A 16,685-nucleotide genomic window follows, 5' to 3' on the forward strand; every position below is an offset into this window, starting at 1 on the left:
CTTTTCCATCCGTTCCTCTGGAAAAAGTGGTTCGCCTGGGGCCTGCTGGCGCTGATCGGCGCCAACATTCAGCATGGCGGAGGATTCCCCAACATCTTCTCCTTCATCCAGGACGAAGCGGAGCACCGGTCGGACCGATTCGTCGGCGGCGGCTTTCCGGCCGAGGCGCTGCCGGGCGATCCGTCGTCCTGGTTTGGCGGCAACGTGTGGCTCATTGCCGCGGTGATCGGCGGGATCGCGCTGGCGCTTCTGACCGTCATCATCCTGTTGACCTACATCTTCAGCCGCGGCCGGTTCATGTTCGTCGAGTGCCTCGTGGAAAACAAGACCGCCCTTGGCGAGAGCTGGCGCCGCAACCGCGTCCAGGGCCTGTCACTGTTCTGGTGGTACCTCGGCTTCAGCGTGTTCCTCCTCCTGCTGCTGGTGCTGGCGGTCGTGACCGTGTTCCTCACCCTGTTCCGCGACGGCGAGTTCGCCCCCTTCAGCCAGATCTGGCCGCAGCTCCTGGCCATCTTGGCCGGCGCCCTGCTGGCCCTTATCCCCATCATCGCCATCGCCGTCTACCTGGAGGACTTCGTGGTCCCCCTCATGTGGAGCCGGCGGATCCGGGTCCTCGAAGCTTGGAACGCCTTCTTCACCCTGTTCCAGGAACACACCGGCGCCCTGCTGCTGTACCTGCTGATGCGACTCGGGCTGAGCATCGCCGCAAGTTTTGTGATGAGCTGCGGCGTCTGCCTGACCTGCTGCATCGCCGCCATCCCCTGGGTCGGCCAGACGCTGCTCCTGCCCGTCTACGTCGTCATGCGCATGTATCCCATCCAGGCGCTGGCCCAGGTGGATCCCGCGCTCGCGGAGCGGCTGGCGGCCTTCGCGCCTCCCCCGGCGCCGCCGGCGCCCGCCATCGGCGTCGAACCCGTCGCGCCACCCGACGACGCGGCCCCGCCATCGGACGCGGACCTTGCCAATCCGCCGGATCCGCCCCGGGACTAGCCGCCCGTCATCACAATCGCACCGGCACCCGATATGTGGCCGAGTGTCCGGATACGGCGCGTGTTCAACGGTCGAGCCGCCTCGAAAAGCACGCCGGTCGGGCACCTTTTCAGATCTGTTCGGGAGTCGCTTTTCTAACCGCTTGATATTCAAAAATATTCAAAGAAATTGTGGATTCGCGTGAGGAAAACTTGTGGACAACCCCGGGAAGCGGACGCCGAATCGGGATTTCCCCGATTTGCTTAAATATGTGGCAGCCTATTATCTCACTACAAACAAACGACTTATATTTATACTGTAATCAGATTACAGGCCTATTTGGACGCCACAAAGATTTCCACAGATTTCTCCACAGCGCGCAGTTACAGCGGTGAGGAGAAAGACAACTTCGCATGGGATAAGGGGTTGCGAATAGCGGTCAGTTTGCACCCACTATTCAACGACGAAAAGCACATCTCCAGTTAGCACGGTTTCGCCTTCCTTGGGACCGATGCGGCTGATGGTCCCGGCACGCGGCGCGACGATGGCGTTCTCCATTTTCATCGCTTCCATGTACAGGACGGTGTCCCCTTCGGCGACCGTTTCCCCCGCGCTCTTCAGCACACGGACGATGAGTCCGGGCATGAACGCGCGCACCAGTCCCTCCTTCACCATCTTCACTTCCTGGCGCGTGGTGAGGAGCTTGCCGGCCATGATCTCCTGGACCGAGAAGAGGGTGTTGTCCACCTTGACCGCCGCCAGGTCGCCGCTTTCGTTGCGGATCGCCTCGATGTCGAACGGCACACCGTCCACCAGGATGGATTGAATACCCTGCTCCCGGCTCCAGGCCAGGATCCGGCTGCGATAGCGGTGATAGCCGATTTCAACATCCACCTCCGCCGCCGGGTCGGGGTAGATGTCGGCGAGAATCACGTTGAAGTTCTTGTTGTCGATGCACACGCGGTACTTCATGGCCGTGGCCTCCCCTCACAGATGGCGGCGGGTGATGAGCTCCACCCGGCCGGACATGCCCCAGACGTTGCCGCCGGGGGTGGTCCGCTGGAATGCGGCCGTCCGGAAGCGGCCCATCAACTCGTGGTTGAGCACGGCTACCAGCGCAGCCACCTCCTGGCGACGGCGGTCGTCGGCGCCCTGCGGCATGAAGTCCTTGAGCTTGAGGTCGCACTTCAGGGAGCCGGCGGTGAACGCCTCACTGCCCACGACGCGGCTCAGGAACGAGATGTTCGTCTGGACGCCCTTCAGCCGGATCGCCTCCAGGGCGAAGCGGGTCTTCGCCAGCGCCTCGGCGCGGGTGGCGGCGAAGCAGTCCACCTTCATGATCATGGGGTCGTAGTAGATGTCGATCCGCTTCCCCTTCTGGACGCTCGAAAGCACGCTGTAGCCGTAGCCGCCGGGGATGTAGTATTCGTGGACCATCCCGGCGGACGGTTGGAAATCGCGTCCGGGATCCTCGGCGTTGATCCGGCACTCGATGGCATGCAGTCGGGGCCGGTGAGCGTCGGCGGGCAGCGCCAGCGGCTCGCCCGCCGCGATGCGGAGCTGTTCCTTGATGATCTCCACACCGTAGACGATCTCGGTGAGCGCGTACTCCACCTGGAGCCGCGGGTTGATCTCCATGAAGTACCAGTGGCCTTTTTCGTCCACCATGAACTCCACCGCCCCGCAGCCGGTGAAGCCGACGCTGCGGATCAGCGACAGCGCCGCCGCGGCCATCTGGTTCCGGCTTTCGGCCGGGAGCCAGACCGACGGTGTTTCCGAGATCAGCTTCTGGAAGCGGCGCTGCACAACGCACTCGCGTTCGCCGAGCTGGACCGCGTTGCCGTGGTGGTCGGCCAGCACCGGAAACTCGATGTGCACCGCCCGGCGGATGTACCGTTCGAGGTAGAACGGCACGTTCAGTCCCTTGATCGCCTGCTCGCGGAGGAAAGTTCGGTAGCTCGCCAGCAGGTCCTCCTTCCGGTAGGCCTTATAGATATACCGGCCGCCGGTGCCGGTCACCGGCTTGAGCAGGACGGGGTAGCCCAGATCCTGCGCCTTCTGGACGAGGTCCGCCTCGTCCTGCACCGGCAGGCTGTGGTCCGGCACCGGGATTTTCAACTGGGCGGCCTTGCTTAGGAGGAGCAGCTTCTCGTGGCAGCTGGCCAGCACCTCCGGGGCCGGGCCGATGAACGTGATGCCCTTCTCGCGGCAGCCGTGGGCGAACTCCGGCGATTCCGACAGGAAGCCGTACCCGCAGTAAACGGCGTCGGCGCCGGCCGCCTCGGCCGCCTCCAGGATCCGCTGGATGGAACCGTAGGTACGGGAAGTCCGCGCCCCGGCCAGCGGCAGCGCCTGGTCGGCGTAGCGGACGTGCAGGGAATCGGCGTCGACGCTCGAGTAGACGGTGGCGCTCTCGAGACCCATCTCCCGGATGCAGCGCAGCGCGCTCAGCGCGATCTCACCCCGGTTGGCGACCAGGATCTTCTGCATGGCCTCCTCCCTCCTAGAGCGGGATGTTCCCGTGCTTGCGGTACGGACGGGCGACCCGCTTGCCCTGCATCGTCTCCATGGCGGAGATGAGCCGCACCCGGGTCAAGTGGGGCGGAATGATCTCGTCGATGAAGCCATACTCCGACGGCAGTTTGGGATTGGCGAACTTCTTCCGGTAGTCGTCGAGGAGCTGGGTGCGCTTGCGGGCGGAATCCTCGGCCTCGGCCAGCTCCCGGCGGAAGATGATGTTGATGGCGCCCTCCGGTCCCATGACCGCGATTTCGGCCGAGGGCCAGGCGTAGTTGAGGTCGGCGCCGATGTGTTTCGAGTTCATGACGATGTAGGCGCCGCCGTAAGCCTTGCGGGTAACCACGGTCACGCGCGGCACGGTGGCCTCGGAGAAGGCGTACATCAGCTTGGCGCCGTGCCGGATGATGCCGCCGAGTTCCTGGCTCTTGCCGGGGAGGAAACCGGGCACGTCGCACAACACCACCAGCGGGATGTTGAACGCGTCGCAGAAGCGGATGAACCGCGCCCCCTTCACCGAAGCGTTGATGTCCAGGGTGCCGGCGAAGAACTTGGGGTTATTGGCGACCACGCCCACCGTCCGCCCGTTGAGGCGGGCGAAACCCACCGAGATGTTGGGCGCGTAATGCTCGTGCACCTCGAAATACTGGCCGCGGTCCATCAGGCAGCGGACCACGTCCTTGACGTCGTACGCCTTGATGGGGTCGTATGGCACGATGTCGTACAGCTCGTCGCAGATGCGCTGGGGGTCGTCGCCGGGGTCCACCACCGGCGGCGGCTCGAGGTTGTTCGACGGGATGTAGCCGAGCAGGGTCTTGACCTTCTGCAGGGCCTCCTCCTCGTCATCAGCCATGAAGTGGGCCACCCCGCTCTCCGTGTTGTGGGTCTGGGCGGAGCCCAACTCGTCGAAGGTGACCTCCTCCTTTGTCACCGCCTTGATCACGTCGGGCCCGGTGATGAACATGTGGCTGGTGCCTTTGACCATAAACACCATGTCCATGATGCCCGGCGAGTAGACCGCGCCGCCGGCGCACGGCCCCATGATCACCGCGATTTGCGGGACGATGCCGGAGGTGTTCGTGTTGCGGTAGAAGATGTCGCCGTAACCGGCCAGGCTCATGACCCCTTCCTGGATGCGGGCGCCGCCGCTGTCGTTGAGGCCGATCACGGGGGCGCCGTTCTGGACCGCCAGGTCCATCACCTTGCAGATCTTCTCCGACTGCTTCTTACCCAGCGACCCGCCCAGCACGGTGAAATCCTGCGCGTAGACGTACACCAGCCGGCCGCCGATGGCGCCGTAGCCGGTGATGACGCCGTCACCCGGGTAAACCATCTTGTCCATGCCGAAGTCGTTGCACTTGTGCTGGACGAAGGTGTCGAGTTCGTGGAACGACCCCGGATCGAGCAGGATGTCCAGCCGTTCCCGGGCGGTGAACTTGCCCTTGGCGTGCTGGCTCTTGATCTTGTCGGGGCCGCCGCCCTGGCGGGCGACCTCGATCATATCCAGCAATTCGCGCGTTTTCTCACGCAGAGTGGTCATGGTCTGTCTCCTGTGCCGGGATGAGCGCGTCTATCTTAATCACGCCCCCCGGGGAATGCAACGCAAATCCCGGGCGAGCCGGGCTCCGGCCGGCCCGGTCGCAGGGGCCGGGCGGGCGGACGATCTGGGCCGCGGCGACGGGCCGCGCGGCTATATCGTGGCCAGCATGACGGCCTTGATGGTGTGCTTGCGGTTCTCCGCCTCGTCCCAGGCGCGGCTCTGGGGACCGTCGAGCACGTCGGCGGTGACCTCCTGCCCCTTCACCGCCGGCAGGCAGTGGAGGAACACGGTGTCGGGCCGCCCGGTGGCGGCCAGGGCCTTGGCGTTGACCTGGTAGGGGGTCAGCAGCTTGATCCGTTCCTTGGCCTTGCTCTCCTCGCCCATGGACGCCCACACGTCGGTGTAGATGATCTCGGCGCCTTTCACCGCATCCTTCATCTGGTCGGTGATGGCGATGGAGCCGCCCGACGCCTTGGCCCAGACCTGACACTCCTTGACCAGTTCCCTGGCGGGCCAGAGCGACTTCGGCGCGGCGATGACGTAGTGCAGACCCATCTTGGCGCAACCGATCATGAGCGAGTTGGCCATGTTGTTGCGGCCGTCGCCGGCGTACACGAACCGGATGCCCGCCAGGCGGCCGAAGGCCTCCTCCACGGTCATCAGGTCGGCCAGAACCTGGGTGGGATGATACAGGTCGGTCAGGCCGTTGTAGACCGGCACGCCGGACCAGCGGGCCAGCGCGTCCACGGTCTCCTGCTTGAAACCGCGGAACTGGATGGCGTCGAACATCCGGCCCAGCACCCGGGCGGTGTCCTCAATGCTCTCCTTGGCGCCGAGCTGGATGTCATCGACGGACAGAAACACCGGATAGCCGCCCTCCTCGCCGAAGGCGGTCTCAAAGGCGCAGCGGGTCCGGGTGGACCGCTTTTCGAAGATCAGCGCCAGCGTCTTGCCCAGAAAGCGCTGGTGGGCGACGCCCGCCCGCCGATCCTTCTTCACCTGATGGGAGATGTCCAGCAGGAAGCGGATTTCCTCGGGGGTTTCCTCCTTGAGACTCAGCAGCGAACGCCCTTTGAGGTTAAATGCCATGGGTGTATCTCCTTGAATCAAATTTTCTTATCGAGGCTAGAGACTCGAGACTCGAGGCTCGTACCTTCTATTCGATATCATCCTGCCAGAACTCCAGCATCGAACTTCCAATTCCAAGATTTTGACCCAAGACTTTCAACTCGAGCCTCTAGCCTCGAGCCTCTAGCCTCTATTCCCGGGTGAAGTGCGTGCCGGCGCGGCCGTGCAGCGCGTCGTAGGCCTTGTCGAGCGAGGCGATGATGGCCCGCTTGCCGCCGTTTTCGAGAAAGTCGATCACCGCCTCCACCTTCGGGCCCATGCTCCCCTTGTGGAAGTGGCCCTCGGCCAGGTACCGGCGCGCTTCCGCCACCGTCAGGCGGTCCAGAAAGCGCTGGTCCGGCTTGTTGAAGTTGAGGGCGACCTTGTCCACCTCGGTGAGGATGATCAGCTCGTCGGCGCCGATCTCGCGGGCGAGCACCGCCGAGGCGCGGTCCTTGTCCACGACGCCGTCGATCCCCTCGTACGTGCCATCGTCCTCGACGTAGACGGGCATACCGCCGCCGCCGCAGGCGATGACAATGTGCCCGGCTTCCACGAGCTGGCGGATGACGGAACTCTCCACCACCCGGCTCGGGTGGGGCGAGGGCACCACATGGCGCCAGCCCCGGCCGGCGTCCTCGACCATGTGCTTCCCCTCGGCCATCATCAGGCGCGCCTCCTCCTCGGTGTGGAACCGGCCCACCGGCTTGGTGGGGTGCTTCAGGCTGGGGTCCTCGCGGTCCACGACGACCTGGGTGACCACGGCCACCACCTCGCGGTGGATCTGCTCGCGGGTGAGGCGGTTCTGGAGCGACTGGGCGATCATGTAGCCCATCTCGCCCTGGGTGTCGGCCACGCAGACACCGAGCGGCAGGTCGTAGGCGAAGCCGCGCGAGCGGTCCACCCGGATCATCATGTTGCCCACCTGCGGGCCGTTGCCGTGGGTGATGACGATCTCATGGCCGTCCCGGATCAGGCCCATGATCCGGTCGATGGCCAGGCGCGTGTTGGCGAACTGCTCGTAGACCGTGCCCTCCTGGCCTTTCTGCAGGATGGCGTTGCCTCCGAAAGCGATGACGATGCGTTGCTTCTTCATGACAGGGGCTCCGTGCGCTGAATTGCGGCTGATGGCGGCCGGCGGGTGGCGGGGTCAGATCAGTTCGATCTCGTCCCCGCTCATGGCCCGCTCGCAGTACCGGCAGCGGAGTTTGAGCGGATTGTCCTCCACCACGGCGAACAGCGTGCCGACCTTCTCGTGGTTGGTGATGCATTTGGGGTTGTTGCACCGGACGATGACGGAAATTTCGCGCGGCAGGTGGGCCTTGGTCTTCTGGACCACCTGGTAGTCCCGGATGTTGCACAGGGTGGCTTCCGGTGAGAGTACGGCGATCTTGTTGATCTCCTTGGTGGTCAGGGTCCGGTTCTCGATCTTGATCAGGTCCTTGCGCCCCATCTTCTTGGAGTCGAGGAACATGCCGATGGACAGCGTGCTGCCGTCGGTGACGCCCAGCACCTGGATGGCCTTCATGGCCGTGCCCGGGCGCAGGTGGTCGATCACCGCTCCGTTGCGCAGCTTGGAGATCCGCATCTCCATGGAGACGGAGCTGTTCTTCTCGTCGGTCATAGTTGGACTCCTAGCACCAGCGACAGCAGCGCTTTGCGCACCGTGACGCCGTTCTTCGACTGCTGGAAATACTCGGCCTGGGGGTACGCGTCCAGCGCCGGGTCGATCTCGTTGACCCGCGGCAACGGGTGCAGGATCTTCAGGTCGGACTTGACGTGCTCCAGCAGCTTCTCATTGAGGATGTAAACGTTCTTGACCTTCTCGTAATCGAGGGGATCGGGAAAGCGCTCTTTCTGGATCCGGGTGACATAGAGGATGTCGAGTTCCCGGGACACCTCGTACAGGTTCTCGGTTTCGCTGTAGGTAATGCCGTGCTGGTCCAGCTCGGACAGGATATGGGCGGGCATCCGCAGCATCTCGGGGGCGACGAAGTACATCCGGCAGTCGAAATGACTCAGCGCCTCGGCCAGTGAATGCACCGTCCGGCCGTACTTCAGGTCGCCGAGGAAGCCGACATGGAGGCCGCGGAGCGTCTGCTTGTTCTTGAGGATGGTGTACAGGTCGAGGAAGGTCTGGGTAGGATGCTGGTTGGCTCCGTCGCCGCCGTTGATCACCGGGATCTCGGCACCCTCGGCGGCGGCCCGCGCCGACCCCTCGAGCGGGTGGCGGATCACCATCACATCGGCGTACCCCTCGATCATCTTGGCGGTGTCGCGCACCGATTCGCCCTTGGCCGCCGAGCTCACGGCCGCGTCGGTGAAGCCCATGACCGAGCCGCACAGGCCGATCATGGCGCTCTCGAAGCTCAGGCGGGTCCGGGTGCTGGGCTCGTAGAAGAGGGTGGCCAGGATCTTGCCCTGCAGGACGGGCGCCGACGCTGCTTCAAAGCGCCTCGCGTAGTCCAGGACGAAGAGGATCTCTTCCTCGCTGAAATCGCGGATGGAGATCACGTCTGCGCCTTGGAACTTGCGGAAGTACTTATCCTGATTGGCCGCCATGGTCACCCCCGGCTCTGGTTAAAGGTGGGATCATATCATAATCGCCCACCGATGGCACCCGATATTTCCGCGCGCGGCCGTTTCCTCAGCGGACGGCCCCGGCCGACAGCGGCCAGCGCCCGGGTTGGCGCTCCAGGTGGCGGAACCGCAGCCAGAACACCAGGCCCGTCGCCGCCATCTCCAGGATGAGCGCCGCCCACGCGCCCGGCAACCCCAGGCCGGCGGGAAGCGCCAACGCCCACGCCAGCGGCAGGGCCAGCAGCCACTGTCCGGCCATGTACACCAGCGTGGGAAAGCGGGTGTCGCCCAAGCCCTTGAGGCAGCCGTACAGGACAATGGTCAGCCCGTCGAAGAAGTGGAACACCACCATGAGCGAGACCATCGCCGCCGCCGGAGCCACCAGCGCCGCCTCCAGAGAGAAAGCGCGCACGATGGGCTCGCGGGCCAGCAGGTAAGTCAGCGACAGGGCCACCAGGACGCCGGTCGACAGCTGCAGCGCCAGCCGCGCCGATCGGCTCACCGCCGCCGGACGGCCCGCCCCGGCCGCCTGCCCCACCAGCGTGGTGGCGGCGATGGAGAGCCCCAGGTTGAACATGTACGACAACGCCATAACCCGCACCGGCACCTGGTTGATGGCGAGGGCGGTCACCCCGATCCACTCCACGATGGTGGAGAACGCGAACAGCCCCCCGATATCCAGCAGCACGTAGACGCCGTTGGGCAGCCCCACACGGAAGAACTCGCGCGCGAACGATCGGTCGGGGCGCTCCCCCGCCCCGTGCGGAGGGCGGAGCACCGCCGGCGGCCGCCACTTCAGGATCGCCGCGAACATCAGGAACGAGACCAGGTTGGATGCGGCGGTGGCCAGGGCGGCCCCCTCGATCCCCATGGCCGGAAAGCCGCCATGGCCGAAGATGAGCAGGTAGTTCAGGCCGATGTTCATCGCGTTGGCAAGCACGGTGAGGGCCATGGGCGTCCGAACGTGGCCCAGGCCGTTTAGAACGTTCGCCCAGCCGACGACAACGAACAGGAACGGCGCCCCCAGGGCCCGGCGCGACACATAGAGAAACGCCTGACGGCGGATTTCCGGCTCGATGCCGAGCAACACCATCAGCCCGTCCGAGGCCCACGACAAGGCGGCTGCCCCCAGCCCGGCGGCCAGCCCCAGCCAGAGCGCCAGCCGGACCAGCCGGCGGCAGTCCGCGCCGCGGCCCGCGCCGAAGAACTGGGCGGCGAACGCGTTGCCGATGCTGATGAGCCCGATGGGAAACCCGTAGATGAGGAACACCAGCAGCAGGCCGTAGCCCACCGCCGCCAGTTCGGTGGTGCCGAGCGACCCCACCATGAGCGTGTCCGCCAGAGCCAGCAGGTTGTTGCTGATGTTCGCCAGGATCACCGGCGCCGCCAGGGCCAGCACGTGCCGGTACTCTCGCCAGGGGATCCGGTGCCAGGGAGCCTGCGGTGGCATGGCGTGATGGGAGCGGAACGCTCAGGACCGCAGCCGGGCCCGGAGCTCCGCGTCGAACCAGAGCCGCCGCCTCAGGGCAAGGATCCGGCGGACGAAATAGACGATGTCGCGGATGAGCCGCACCTTGCTGTCACGGACCTGGTCGTCGCGCCAGCAGACCGGGATTTCCCGTACCCGGCGCCCCCCCCGGCCGGCCAGCAGCAGGAGCTCGGAATCGAAAAACCAGTGCGAATCGCGGGTCAGCGGCAGGAAGCGGTCCCGGACGGAGCGGCTCACCGCCTTGAACCCGCACTGGGCGTCACGGAACGGCGCCCGGAAGAACAGCCACAGGCACAGATTGTACCCGCGGGAGGAAACCTCACGGCTCAGCGACCGGTCGGTCACCCGGGCGCCGGGGATCAGCCGGCTGCCGATGGCCGCGTCGGCGCCATCGCGTACCGCCCCCAGCAGCTCGGGCAGGTGGCGCAGCTCGGTGGCCAGGTCGGCATCCATATACGCATAGATGTCGGACTCATGCTCGGTCCAGCACTGCCGGAGCGCGCGGCCGCGCCCCTTCTCGGCCACACGGACATAATCCACGCCCACGAGCCGTTCGGCCAGCTCCCGGCCGATGGTCCCGGTGGCGTCGGTGGACGCGTTGTCGGCGATGAGCAGGCGCCAGTCGTAGCCCTCCAGGCGGGTTTCACAGAACTCCCGGAGGGTGGTCACGTTCGCCTCGAGGATCTCGGCTTCGTTGTGGCACGGCAGCGTGATGAGCACTCGGGGCACGGACATGACGTTGGACCTCTACCCGGCCGGAGCCGGACTGCTGACGCCGGGCGCGCCGGCCTCAGCAGCGGCTGATGTAAGTGCCGCTGTCGGTGTTGACCTTGATGATGTCGCCCTCCTCGACGAAAGGAGGCACCTGGACCACCAGGCCGGTCTCCAGCTTGGCGTGCTTGGTCACGTTGGATACGGTGGCGTTCTTCACCGCCGGGTCCGTTTCGACCACCAGCAATTCCACCGCGGCGGGCAGTTCGACACCCACCGGCTTGCCGTCGTAGAAATCCACCGTGATGACGGTCTCGGGCTTGAGGTAGTTCACCGCGTCGCCGAGCGCCTCGGGACCGAGGCTGACCTGCTCAAACGTCTCGGTGTTCATGAAGTAGAAGTGGTCGCTGTCGGCATAGAGATAGGACATCTGGTGGGTGTCGAGAAATGCCTTTTCCACCCGGTCGGTGGAGCGGAAGCGGTAGTCCTTCTGGGTGCCGGTCTTGAGGTTGCGCAGCTTCGTCTGCACGAAGCCTCGCAGGTTGCCTGGCGTAGCATGGTGGTAGGTGAGCACCTGGAATAGCTCGCCATCCATTTTAATGATGACGCCTTTGCGGATATCGGTCGCGTTGATCATGATCGGGGAAAACCTCCCTCTGGGAATCGGAGCGGGCCTTGGGGCGCGCCCGTATGCAATCCCGGGCCGCAGCGCCGCGGCGGCGGCCCGGGCGCGTTCACGGAACAATGGCCTCCTGGCCGTGCAGGTAGGGCCGCAGCGCCCTCGGGATGGTGACCGAGCCGTCGCGCTGCTGGCCGTTTTCCAGCAGCGCCACCCACGTGCGGCCGATGGCCAGGCCCGAGCCGTTCAGGGTGTGCAGGAAGCGCACCTTGCCCCCGTCCGCCGGCCGGTAGCGCAGGTTGGCCCGGCGCGCCTGGAAATCCTTGAAGTTGCTGCAGGAGGAGATCTCCACATACTTCCCGGCGCTGGGGAGCCACACCTCAAGGTCGTACGTCTTGGCCGAGGAGAATCCCATGTCGCCGGTGCAGAGCGCCACCACGCGGTACGGCAGCTCCAGGCGCTGGAGGATCCGCTCGGCATCGGCGGTGAGGCCCTCGAGCTCGGCCATGGAGTCCTCGGGGCGGCAGAACTTGACCAGCTCCACCTTGTGGAACTGGTGCTGCCGGATGAGCCCCCGCGTCTCCTTCCCGTGCGCGCCGGCCTCGGAGCGGAAGCACGGGGTGAAGGCCACGTGGCGGATGGGCAGGTCGGCCTCGGGCAGGATCTCCTCTCGGTACAGGTTGGTGACGGGAACCTCGGCCGTGGGAATCAGGTAGAACGGCCACCCCTGCAGGTGAAACAGGTCCTCCTCGAACTTGGGCAGGTTGCCCGTGCCCACGAGCGCGTCGGCGTTGACGATGTACGGCGGCAGGATCTCCTGGTAGCCGTGCTCCCGAATGTGCACATCGAGCATGAACGCGGCCAGCGCGCGCTCCAGCGCAGCGCCGACGCCGCGGTAGACGGCGAACCGGGCGCCGGTTATTTTGCCGGCCCGGTCCATGTCCAGGATGTTCAGGGCGCGCCCCAGATCCACGTGGTCCCGCACCGGGAAGTCGAACGCCCGCGGCTGCCCCCACCGGCGGACCTCCACGTTCTCCTCGGCGGAGGCGCCCACCGGCACCGAGTCGTCGGGCAGGTTGGGCACGTTGAGGAGGAAGCCGTCGAGGTTCCGCTCCGTCTCGGCCAGATCGGCCTCGAGCCCCTTGATCTCCTCGCCCACCGCCTTCATGCGCGCCATCTCGGCCGCGACATCCCGGCCCTCTTTTTTGAGCCGAGGGATCTCGCCCGAGACCTTGTTGCGCAGCGCCCGCAGCTCCTCGACGCGGACGAGAATCTCGCGACGCCGCCCCTCCAGTCCGGCGAAGGCGCCGAAATCCGGCGTCGCGCCGCGTTGGGCGATTTTCGCTTTGACAAGCTCGAGATTTTCCCTGACGAACTTCGAGTCCAGCATCCGAAAACTCCACCGGCGAAGAAAAGAGGTATTTTAAAAAAAAGCAGTCCAAATTACAATATGATCCTGACTTGACCTTACCCCGACCGCGAGGCGAACATTTTTCATGGGTGGTGACCGGCAGCCGAAGAAACCCCCGCAGCTCCTGTATGCCGCAATGACCGACACCGGCCGGGAGCGCCAGAACAACGAAGACGGTGTGGTGGCCTGTGATCTCGCCACCGCCACCGGCCATCGGCAGGCTGTGTCCGCGTTCTTCGCGGTGTCCGACGGCATGGGCGGCCACAATGCCGGCGAGATCGCGGCCATGACCGCCATCCAGAGCGTGGCCGCCTCCCTCACCCGCGGCTACTTCCTGCCTGTCCTGCGCACCGACATCTACCAGCTCCCTGAACGCGTCTACAACTACCACTTTCGCCGCGCCAAGCGCCGCCCGGCCCGCCCCGCCGCCCGGCGGGTGCTGACCGCCGCCATGGAACGGGCCAACACCGCGATCATCGACTTGTCGCGCAAGAATCCCGCTTTCTTCGGCATGGGCGCCACTCTGACGGCGGCGGTGCTGGACGACCGCCGGCTCACGGTGGCCAGTGTCGGTGATAGCCGCTGCTACGTGTACGCCGACAAGCGGCTGCAACAGGTGACGAAGGACCACACCATCGTCAATCAGATGGTGGAGCTGGGCCGGATCTCTCCCGAGGACGCCGTCCACCACCCCGGCCGCAACTTTCTCTACAAGAGCCTCGGCTCCTCCGAACAGCTCGAGTTCGACCTGTTCGACCTGGAGCTGGCCCCGCCGGCGTGGATCCTCATCTGCTCCGACGGGCTGACCAGCATGGTACCCGACGCGGAAATCGCCCGGGTGGTCGCCGACTGCCGCCAGCCGCACAACGGCGCCGCGGAACTGATCCGGCGGGCCAACCGGGCGGGCGGCAAGGACAACATCTCCGTGGTATTGGCTAAGCTGACATGATGCACGGCTGGCCGCACGACCCGACCTTCGACTCCCCCGCGCCGCCGCGGGCGCGCCGGTCCTGCCCGCGCCGCCGGCTGGCCGACAGCCGCGGCCGCAAGACCCTGCTCCAGCCGGGCCACGTCTTCTTCAACCGGTACGAGATTATCCGCCGGGTGGGCGGCGGCGGCATGGGCAACGTCTACCAGGCGCGCGACGTCCGGCTCTCCAACCGCTCGTGCGCCATCAAGGAGATGATCGACCTCTACAGCGAACCCGAGGAGCACGAGCGGACCCTGAACGAATTCAAGCGCGAGGCCGCGCTGCTGGCCACGCTGCAGCACCCCGGCATCCCGAAGGTGTATGACTACTTCATGGAGGACGACCGGTACTATCTGGTCATGGAGTATGTCGACGGGATGGACCTGAACAAATACCTCAAGGAGTACGGCGAAAAACTGCCCGAGGCCAAGGTCATCGGCATCGGCATCCAGATCTGCGACGTCCTCCACAACCTGCACACCCACAAGCCGCCGGTGATCTACCGCGACCTGAAGCCCAGCAACATCATGGTGACCGCCGGCGACCGGCTGGTGCTTGTCGACTTCGGCATCGCCCGCTTCCTCACCGCCAACCTCACCGACATCACCACCATCGGCACCATGGGCTTCGTGCCGCCGGAGGTGTACGAGGAATCCATCGAGCCGGCCTCGGACATCTACTCGCTGGGCGCCACCCTGTTCTATTTCATGACCGGCGTCTCGCCGCAGACCAAGCCCATCCTGATCTTCGACTTCACCAAAAACCCGCGGCCGCGGGAGTACAATCCCGACATCAGCCCCGAGATGGAGGCGGCCATCATCCGGAGCGTGAGCTACGACGCGCGGAACCGCTTCTCCTCCGCCTACGCCATGAAGCGGGAGCTGGAGTCGATCCTGCAGACCCGCCACGCCGACGCCGATGACAAGGACCTGCTGACGCTGCTCGCGGAGAAGAAGCGTCGCTCCGAGCGCAAGACCAAGGTGGTCCCGATCATCGACGAGACGAAGGCGGAGGTCTCCAGCGACCTGGAGTCGCTGCGCAAGGAGTTCGAGGAGGAGTTTAAGGACTTCCTCCCCATCTCCGATGACGTCATCCGAACCGCCTCGGCCGCCAGCATCGATATTTACTGCGTGAAGTGCTTCGCCTCGCTGTCCGAAAACGACCTGGTCTGCCACAAGTGCGGCACCGAGCAGCCCCACTCCCCCTTCATCAAGGTGCCCAAGGCGCTCCTGAAGCTCGAGCAGCAACACCAGGTGTTCAACGTCATCAAGGACATCACCATCATCGGCCGGCGCGACCCCGAGCGGCGCTGCTACCCGGAGATCGACCTCACCCCGTTCGACTCGGGCAAGCACATCTCCCGCCTCCACGCCCGAATCCTCAAGCTCAATGGCGAGTATTACATCGAGGACCTGAAGAGCAAGAACAAGGTGGTCATCAACAACCGCTACCTGCTCCAGTCGGGCATCACCCACAAGCTCAACTCCGGCGACACCGTCAAGATCGGCCGGCTGGTGTTCCGCTTCGAGAAGCAGTAGGCCCCGCCGGTTGCATTTCCCCCGCGCTCTGGTACAATGGCCCCTCGCGCGAGGAGCCATGGCGCAACCGATCCATCACGTGCTGCTGTTCGACATTGACGGGACGCTGATCACCACCGGCGGCGCCGGCCGTCGCGCCATGGAGGCCGCCTTCCGCGACGTCCACGGCGTCGCCGACGCCATGGCCGAGGTGGTCCTTTCGGGCAAGATCGACCCCATGATCTACGACGAGGTGTGCCGCCGCTTCCGCCTGGCGCCCGCCATGGACCGCTTCCGTGAGGCGTACCTCGAACACCTGGCCGAGGAACTCCCCCGTTTTCGCGACCGCGGCGCCGTGATGCCCGGCGTGGCCGAGCTGCTGCGCCACCTCGACGGCGCACCGGGCGTGCTGCTGGGGCTGCTCACGGGGAACTGGCGCGAGGGCGCGTATGCGAAACTCCGGTTCTATGGGATCGACCGCCACTTTCCCTTCGGCGCCTTCGGCGGCGACGCCACCGACCGGAACGCGCTGCCGGCGGTGGCCCGCCGGCGCGCGGCGGAGCTGGCCGGGCCGGCTGTGACGGCGGCCACCCGCTTCACCGTGATCGGCGACACCCCGCGGGACATCGAGTGCGCCCTCGGCTCCCACTGCCTGGCGGTGGCCGTGGCCACCGGCGATTACCCCGTCGAGGAGTTGGCCCCCTACCGACCCCAACTCCTGCTCCCTGACCTGGCCGACCCCGCCGCCTTCTGCCGCCCCCTGGACCTCCCCTGCCCGGCGTGACCCGCACGCCGCATTCGACGAATGCGGCCCGCTGCAGCACCACGATCATCCGGTCCCTCAACTACCTTGCGCTGCTGCAGTGCGCGAGTTCGACTTCGGCAGGATCAGCCGATCAGACTGACCAGCTGCCGCGCATCATCAGGAATGTGCTGAGAAAAAAGCATTTGACATCCAATTACAATTACAATAGTTTTTTGAAAGATATCCGAATCTGGGTATTTATCATGCGGCGATTGTTTGCATTTAACATCCCGTTCACAACCCACATCTTAATTATTTAGGGAGGCAACATGAAACACGCGATACGTCTGTTGGCGGTGCTTGAAGCGTTCCTGCTCCTGGCCGGCCTGGCGCCGGTGCTGGCGGGCGACTCGGCCCGCGGCGGCGCGGGGACGGGGCTCCAGATCGTGGGCGGGCCGACCGACCACAACTTTCTCTACGACAGCACCTACAATCCGCCTGAGCGGCGGC

At 65.4% G+C, this 16,685-nt stretch carries 16 protein-coding genes; 5 read left to right on the forward strand and 11 right to left on the reverse strand.

Annotation, left to right across the window (positions count from 1 at the left end):
* A partial coding sequence (locus tag GX414_11460) for a hypothetical protein (GenBank protein NLI47711.1) occupies positions 1-990 on the forward strand: 990 nt, incomplete at its 5' end.
* A 432-nt stretch (positions 991-1,422) separates the two neighbouring features.
* Here GX414_11460 and GX414_11465 read toward each other — a convergent pair.
* The 11 genes from GX414_11465 to serS form a co-directional block, all read right to left on the reverse strand.
* Positions 1,423-1,941 (reverse strand): hypothetical protein, encoded by a 519-nt coding sequence (locus GX414_11465; protein ID NLI47712.1) that lies wholly within the window; start codon positions 1,939-1,941, stop codon positions 1,423-1,425.
* A 15-nt stretch (positions 1,942-1,956) separates the two neighbouring features.
* Entirely contained in the window at positions 1,957-3,459 is a 1,503-nt protein-coding gene (locus GX414_11470; protein NLI47713.1) for an ATP-grasp domain-containing protein, read from the reverse strand.
* 13 nt (positions 3,460-3,472) lie between these two features.
* Positions 3,473-5,017, reverse strand: coding sequence for an acyl-CoA carboxylase subunit beta (locus GX414_11475; GenBank protein ID NLI47714.1), 1,545 nt, complete (start codon positions 5,015-5,017; stop codon positions 3,473-3,475).
* A 159-nt stretch (positions 5,018-5,176) separates the two neighbouring features.
* Positions 5,177-6,115 carry an ornithine carbamoyltransferase gene (gene argF / locus GX414_11480; protein ID NLI47715.1) on the reverse strand — a complete coding sequence of 313 codons (939 nt, stop codon included), beginning with the start codon at positions 6,113-6,115 and terminating at the stop codon, positions 5,177-5,179.
* Between the two features lie 169 nt (positions 6,116-6,284).
* Positions 6,285-7,229 carry a carbamate kinase gene (arcC, locus tag GX414_11485; protein NLI47716.1) on the reverse strand — a complete coding sequence of 315 codons (945 nt, stop codon included), beginning with the start codon at positions 7,227-7,229 and terminating at the stop codon, positions 6,285-6,287.
* A gap of 54 nt (positions 7,230-7,283) precedes the next feature.
* On the reverse strand, positions 7,284-7,727 hold the full coding sequence (locus tag GX414_11490; GenBank protein NLI47717.1) for an aspartate carbamoyltransferase regulatory subunit: 444 nt from the start codon (positions 7,725-7,727) through the stop codon (positions 7,284-7,286).
* A gap of 26 nt (positions 7,728-7,753) precedes the next feature.
* Positions 7,754-8,695 (reverse strand): aspartate carbamoyltransferase, encoded by a 942-nt coding sequence (gene pyrB, locus GX414_11495; protein NLI47718.1) that lies wholly within the window; start codon positions 8,693-8,695, stop codon positions 7,754-7,756.
* Between the two features lie 85 nt (positions 8,696-8,780).
* Positions 8,781-10,163: an MATE family efflux transporter gene (locus GX414_11500; protein NLI47719.1), complete on the reverse strand. Its 1,383-nt coding sequence runs from the start codon at positions 10,161-10,163 to the stop codon at positions 8,781-8,783.
* Positions 10,164-10,184: 21 nt separating this feature from the next.
* Positions 10,185-10,937, reverse strand: coding sequence for a glycosyltransferase (locus GX414_11505; protein ID NLI47720.1), 753 nt, complete (start codon positions 10,935-10,937; stop codon positions 10,185-10,187).
* Positions 10,938-10,992: 55 nt separating this feature from the next.
* Complete coding sequence (gene efp, locus GX414_11510; GenBank protein NLI47721.1) at positions 10,993-11,553, reverse strand: elongation factor P; 561 nt, start codon at positions 11,551-11,553, stop codon at positions 10,993-10,995.
* A gap of 94 nt (positions 11,554-11,647) precedes the next feature.
* Positions 11,648-12,922 (reverse strand): serine--tRNA ligase, encoded by a 1,275-nt coding sequence (gene serS / locus GX414_11515; GenBank protein NLI47722.1) that lies wholly within the window; start codon positions 12,920-12,922, stop codon positions 11,648-11,650.
* Positions 12,923-13,028: 106 nt separating this feature from the next.
* Here serS and GX414_11520 point away from each other — a divergent pair, with 106 nt between their 5' ends.
* From GX414_11520 to GX414_11535, 4 genes are all read left to right on the forward strand, one after another.
* Positions 13,029-13,892, forward strand: coding sequence for a serine/threonine-protein phosphatase (locus tag GX414_11520; protein NLI47723.1), 864 nt, complete (start codon positions 13,029-13,031; stop codon positions 13,890-13,892).
* Positions 13,889-15,451, forward strand: a complete 1,563-nt coding sequence (locus tag GX414_11525) for a protein kinase (protein ID NLI47724.1) — start codon at positions 13,889-13,891, stop codon at positions 15,449-15,451. Before GX414_11520 ends, GX414_11525 begins: the two co-directional genes overlap by 4 nt.
* A 58-nt stretch (positions 15,452-15,509) precedes the next feature.
* The gene (locus tag GX414_11530; GenBank protein ID NLI47725.1) at positions 15,510-16,214 is read left to right on the forward strand and encodes an HAD hydrolase-like protein; all 705 of its coding nucleotides are present in this window, start codon (positions 15,510-15,512) and stop codon (positions 16,212-16,214) included.
* A gap of 290 nt (positions 16,215-16,504) precedes the next feature.
* Positions 16,505-16,685, forward strand: a 181-nt coding sequence (locus tag GX414_11535; protein ID NLI47726.1) for a hypothetical protein, incomplete at its 3' end; no start/stop codon positions are given.

The sequence above is a fragment of the Acidobacteriota bacterium genome (assembly GCA_012517875.1).
Classification (GTDB): Bacteria; Acidobacteriota; JAAYUB01; order JAAYUB01; family JAAYUB01; genus JAAYUB01.

Coding starts and splice junctions, on each gene's coding strand:
- GX414_11465 (NLI47712.1), bottom strand. CDS start 1,941: ATGAAGTACCGCGTGTGCATCGACAACAAGAACTTCAACGTGATTCTC.
- GX414_11470 (NLI47713.1), bottom strand. CDS start 3,459: ATGCAGAAGATCCTGGTCGCCAACCGGGGTGAGATCGCGCTGAGCGCG.
- argF (NLI47715.1), bottom strand. CDS start 6,115: ATGGCATTTAACCTCAAAGGGCGTTCGCTGCTGAGTCTCAAGGAGGAA.
- arcC (NLI47716.1), bottom strand. CDS start 7,229: ATGAAGAAGCAACGCATCGTCATCGCTTTCGGAGGCAACGCCATCCTG.
- GX414_11490 (NLI47717.1), bottom strand. CDS start 7,727: ATGGAGATGCGGATCTCCAAGCTGCGCAACGGAGCGGTGATCGACCAC.
- pyrB (NLI47718.1), bottom strand. CDS start 8,695: ATGGCGGCCAATCAGGATAAGTACTTCCGCAAGTTCCAAGGCGCAGAC.
- GX414_11500 (NLI47719.1), bottom strand. CDS start 10,163: ATGCCACCGCAGGCTCCCTGGCACCGGATCCCCTGGCGAGAGTACCGG.
- GX414_11505 (NLI47720.1), bottom strand. CDS start 10,937: ATGTCCGTGCCCCGAGTGCTCATCACGCTGCCGTGCCACAACGAAGCC.
- serS (NLI47722.1), bottom strand. CDS start 12,922: ATGCTGGACTCGAAGTTCGTCAGGGAAAATCTCGAGCTTGTCAAAGCG.
- GX414_11520 (NLI47723.1), top strand. CDS start 13,029: ATGGGTGGTGACCGGCAGCCGAAGAAACCCCCGCAGCTCCTGTATGCC.
- GX414_11525 (NLI47724.1), top strand. CDS start 13,889: ATGATGCACGGCTGGCCGCACGACCCGACCTTCGACTCCCCCGCGCCG.
- GX414_11530 (NLI47725.1), top strand. CDS start 15,510: ATGGCGCAACCGATCCATCACGTGCTGCTGTTCGACATTGACGGGACG.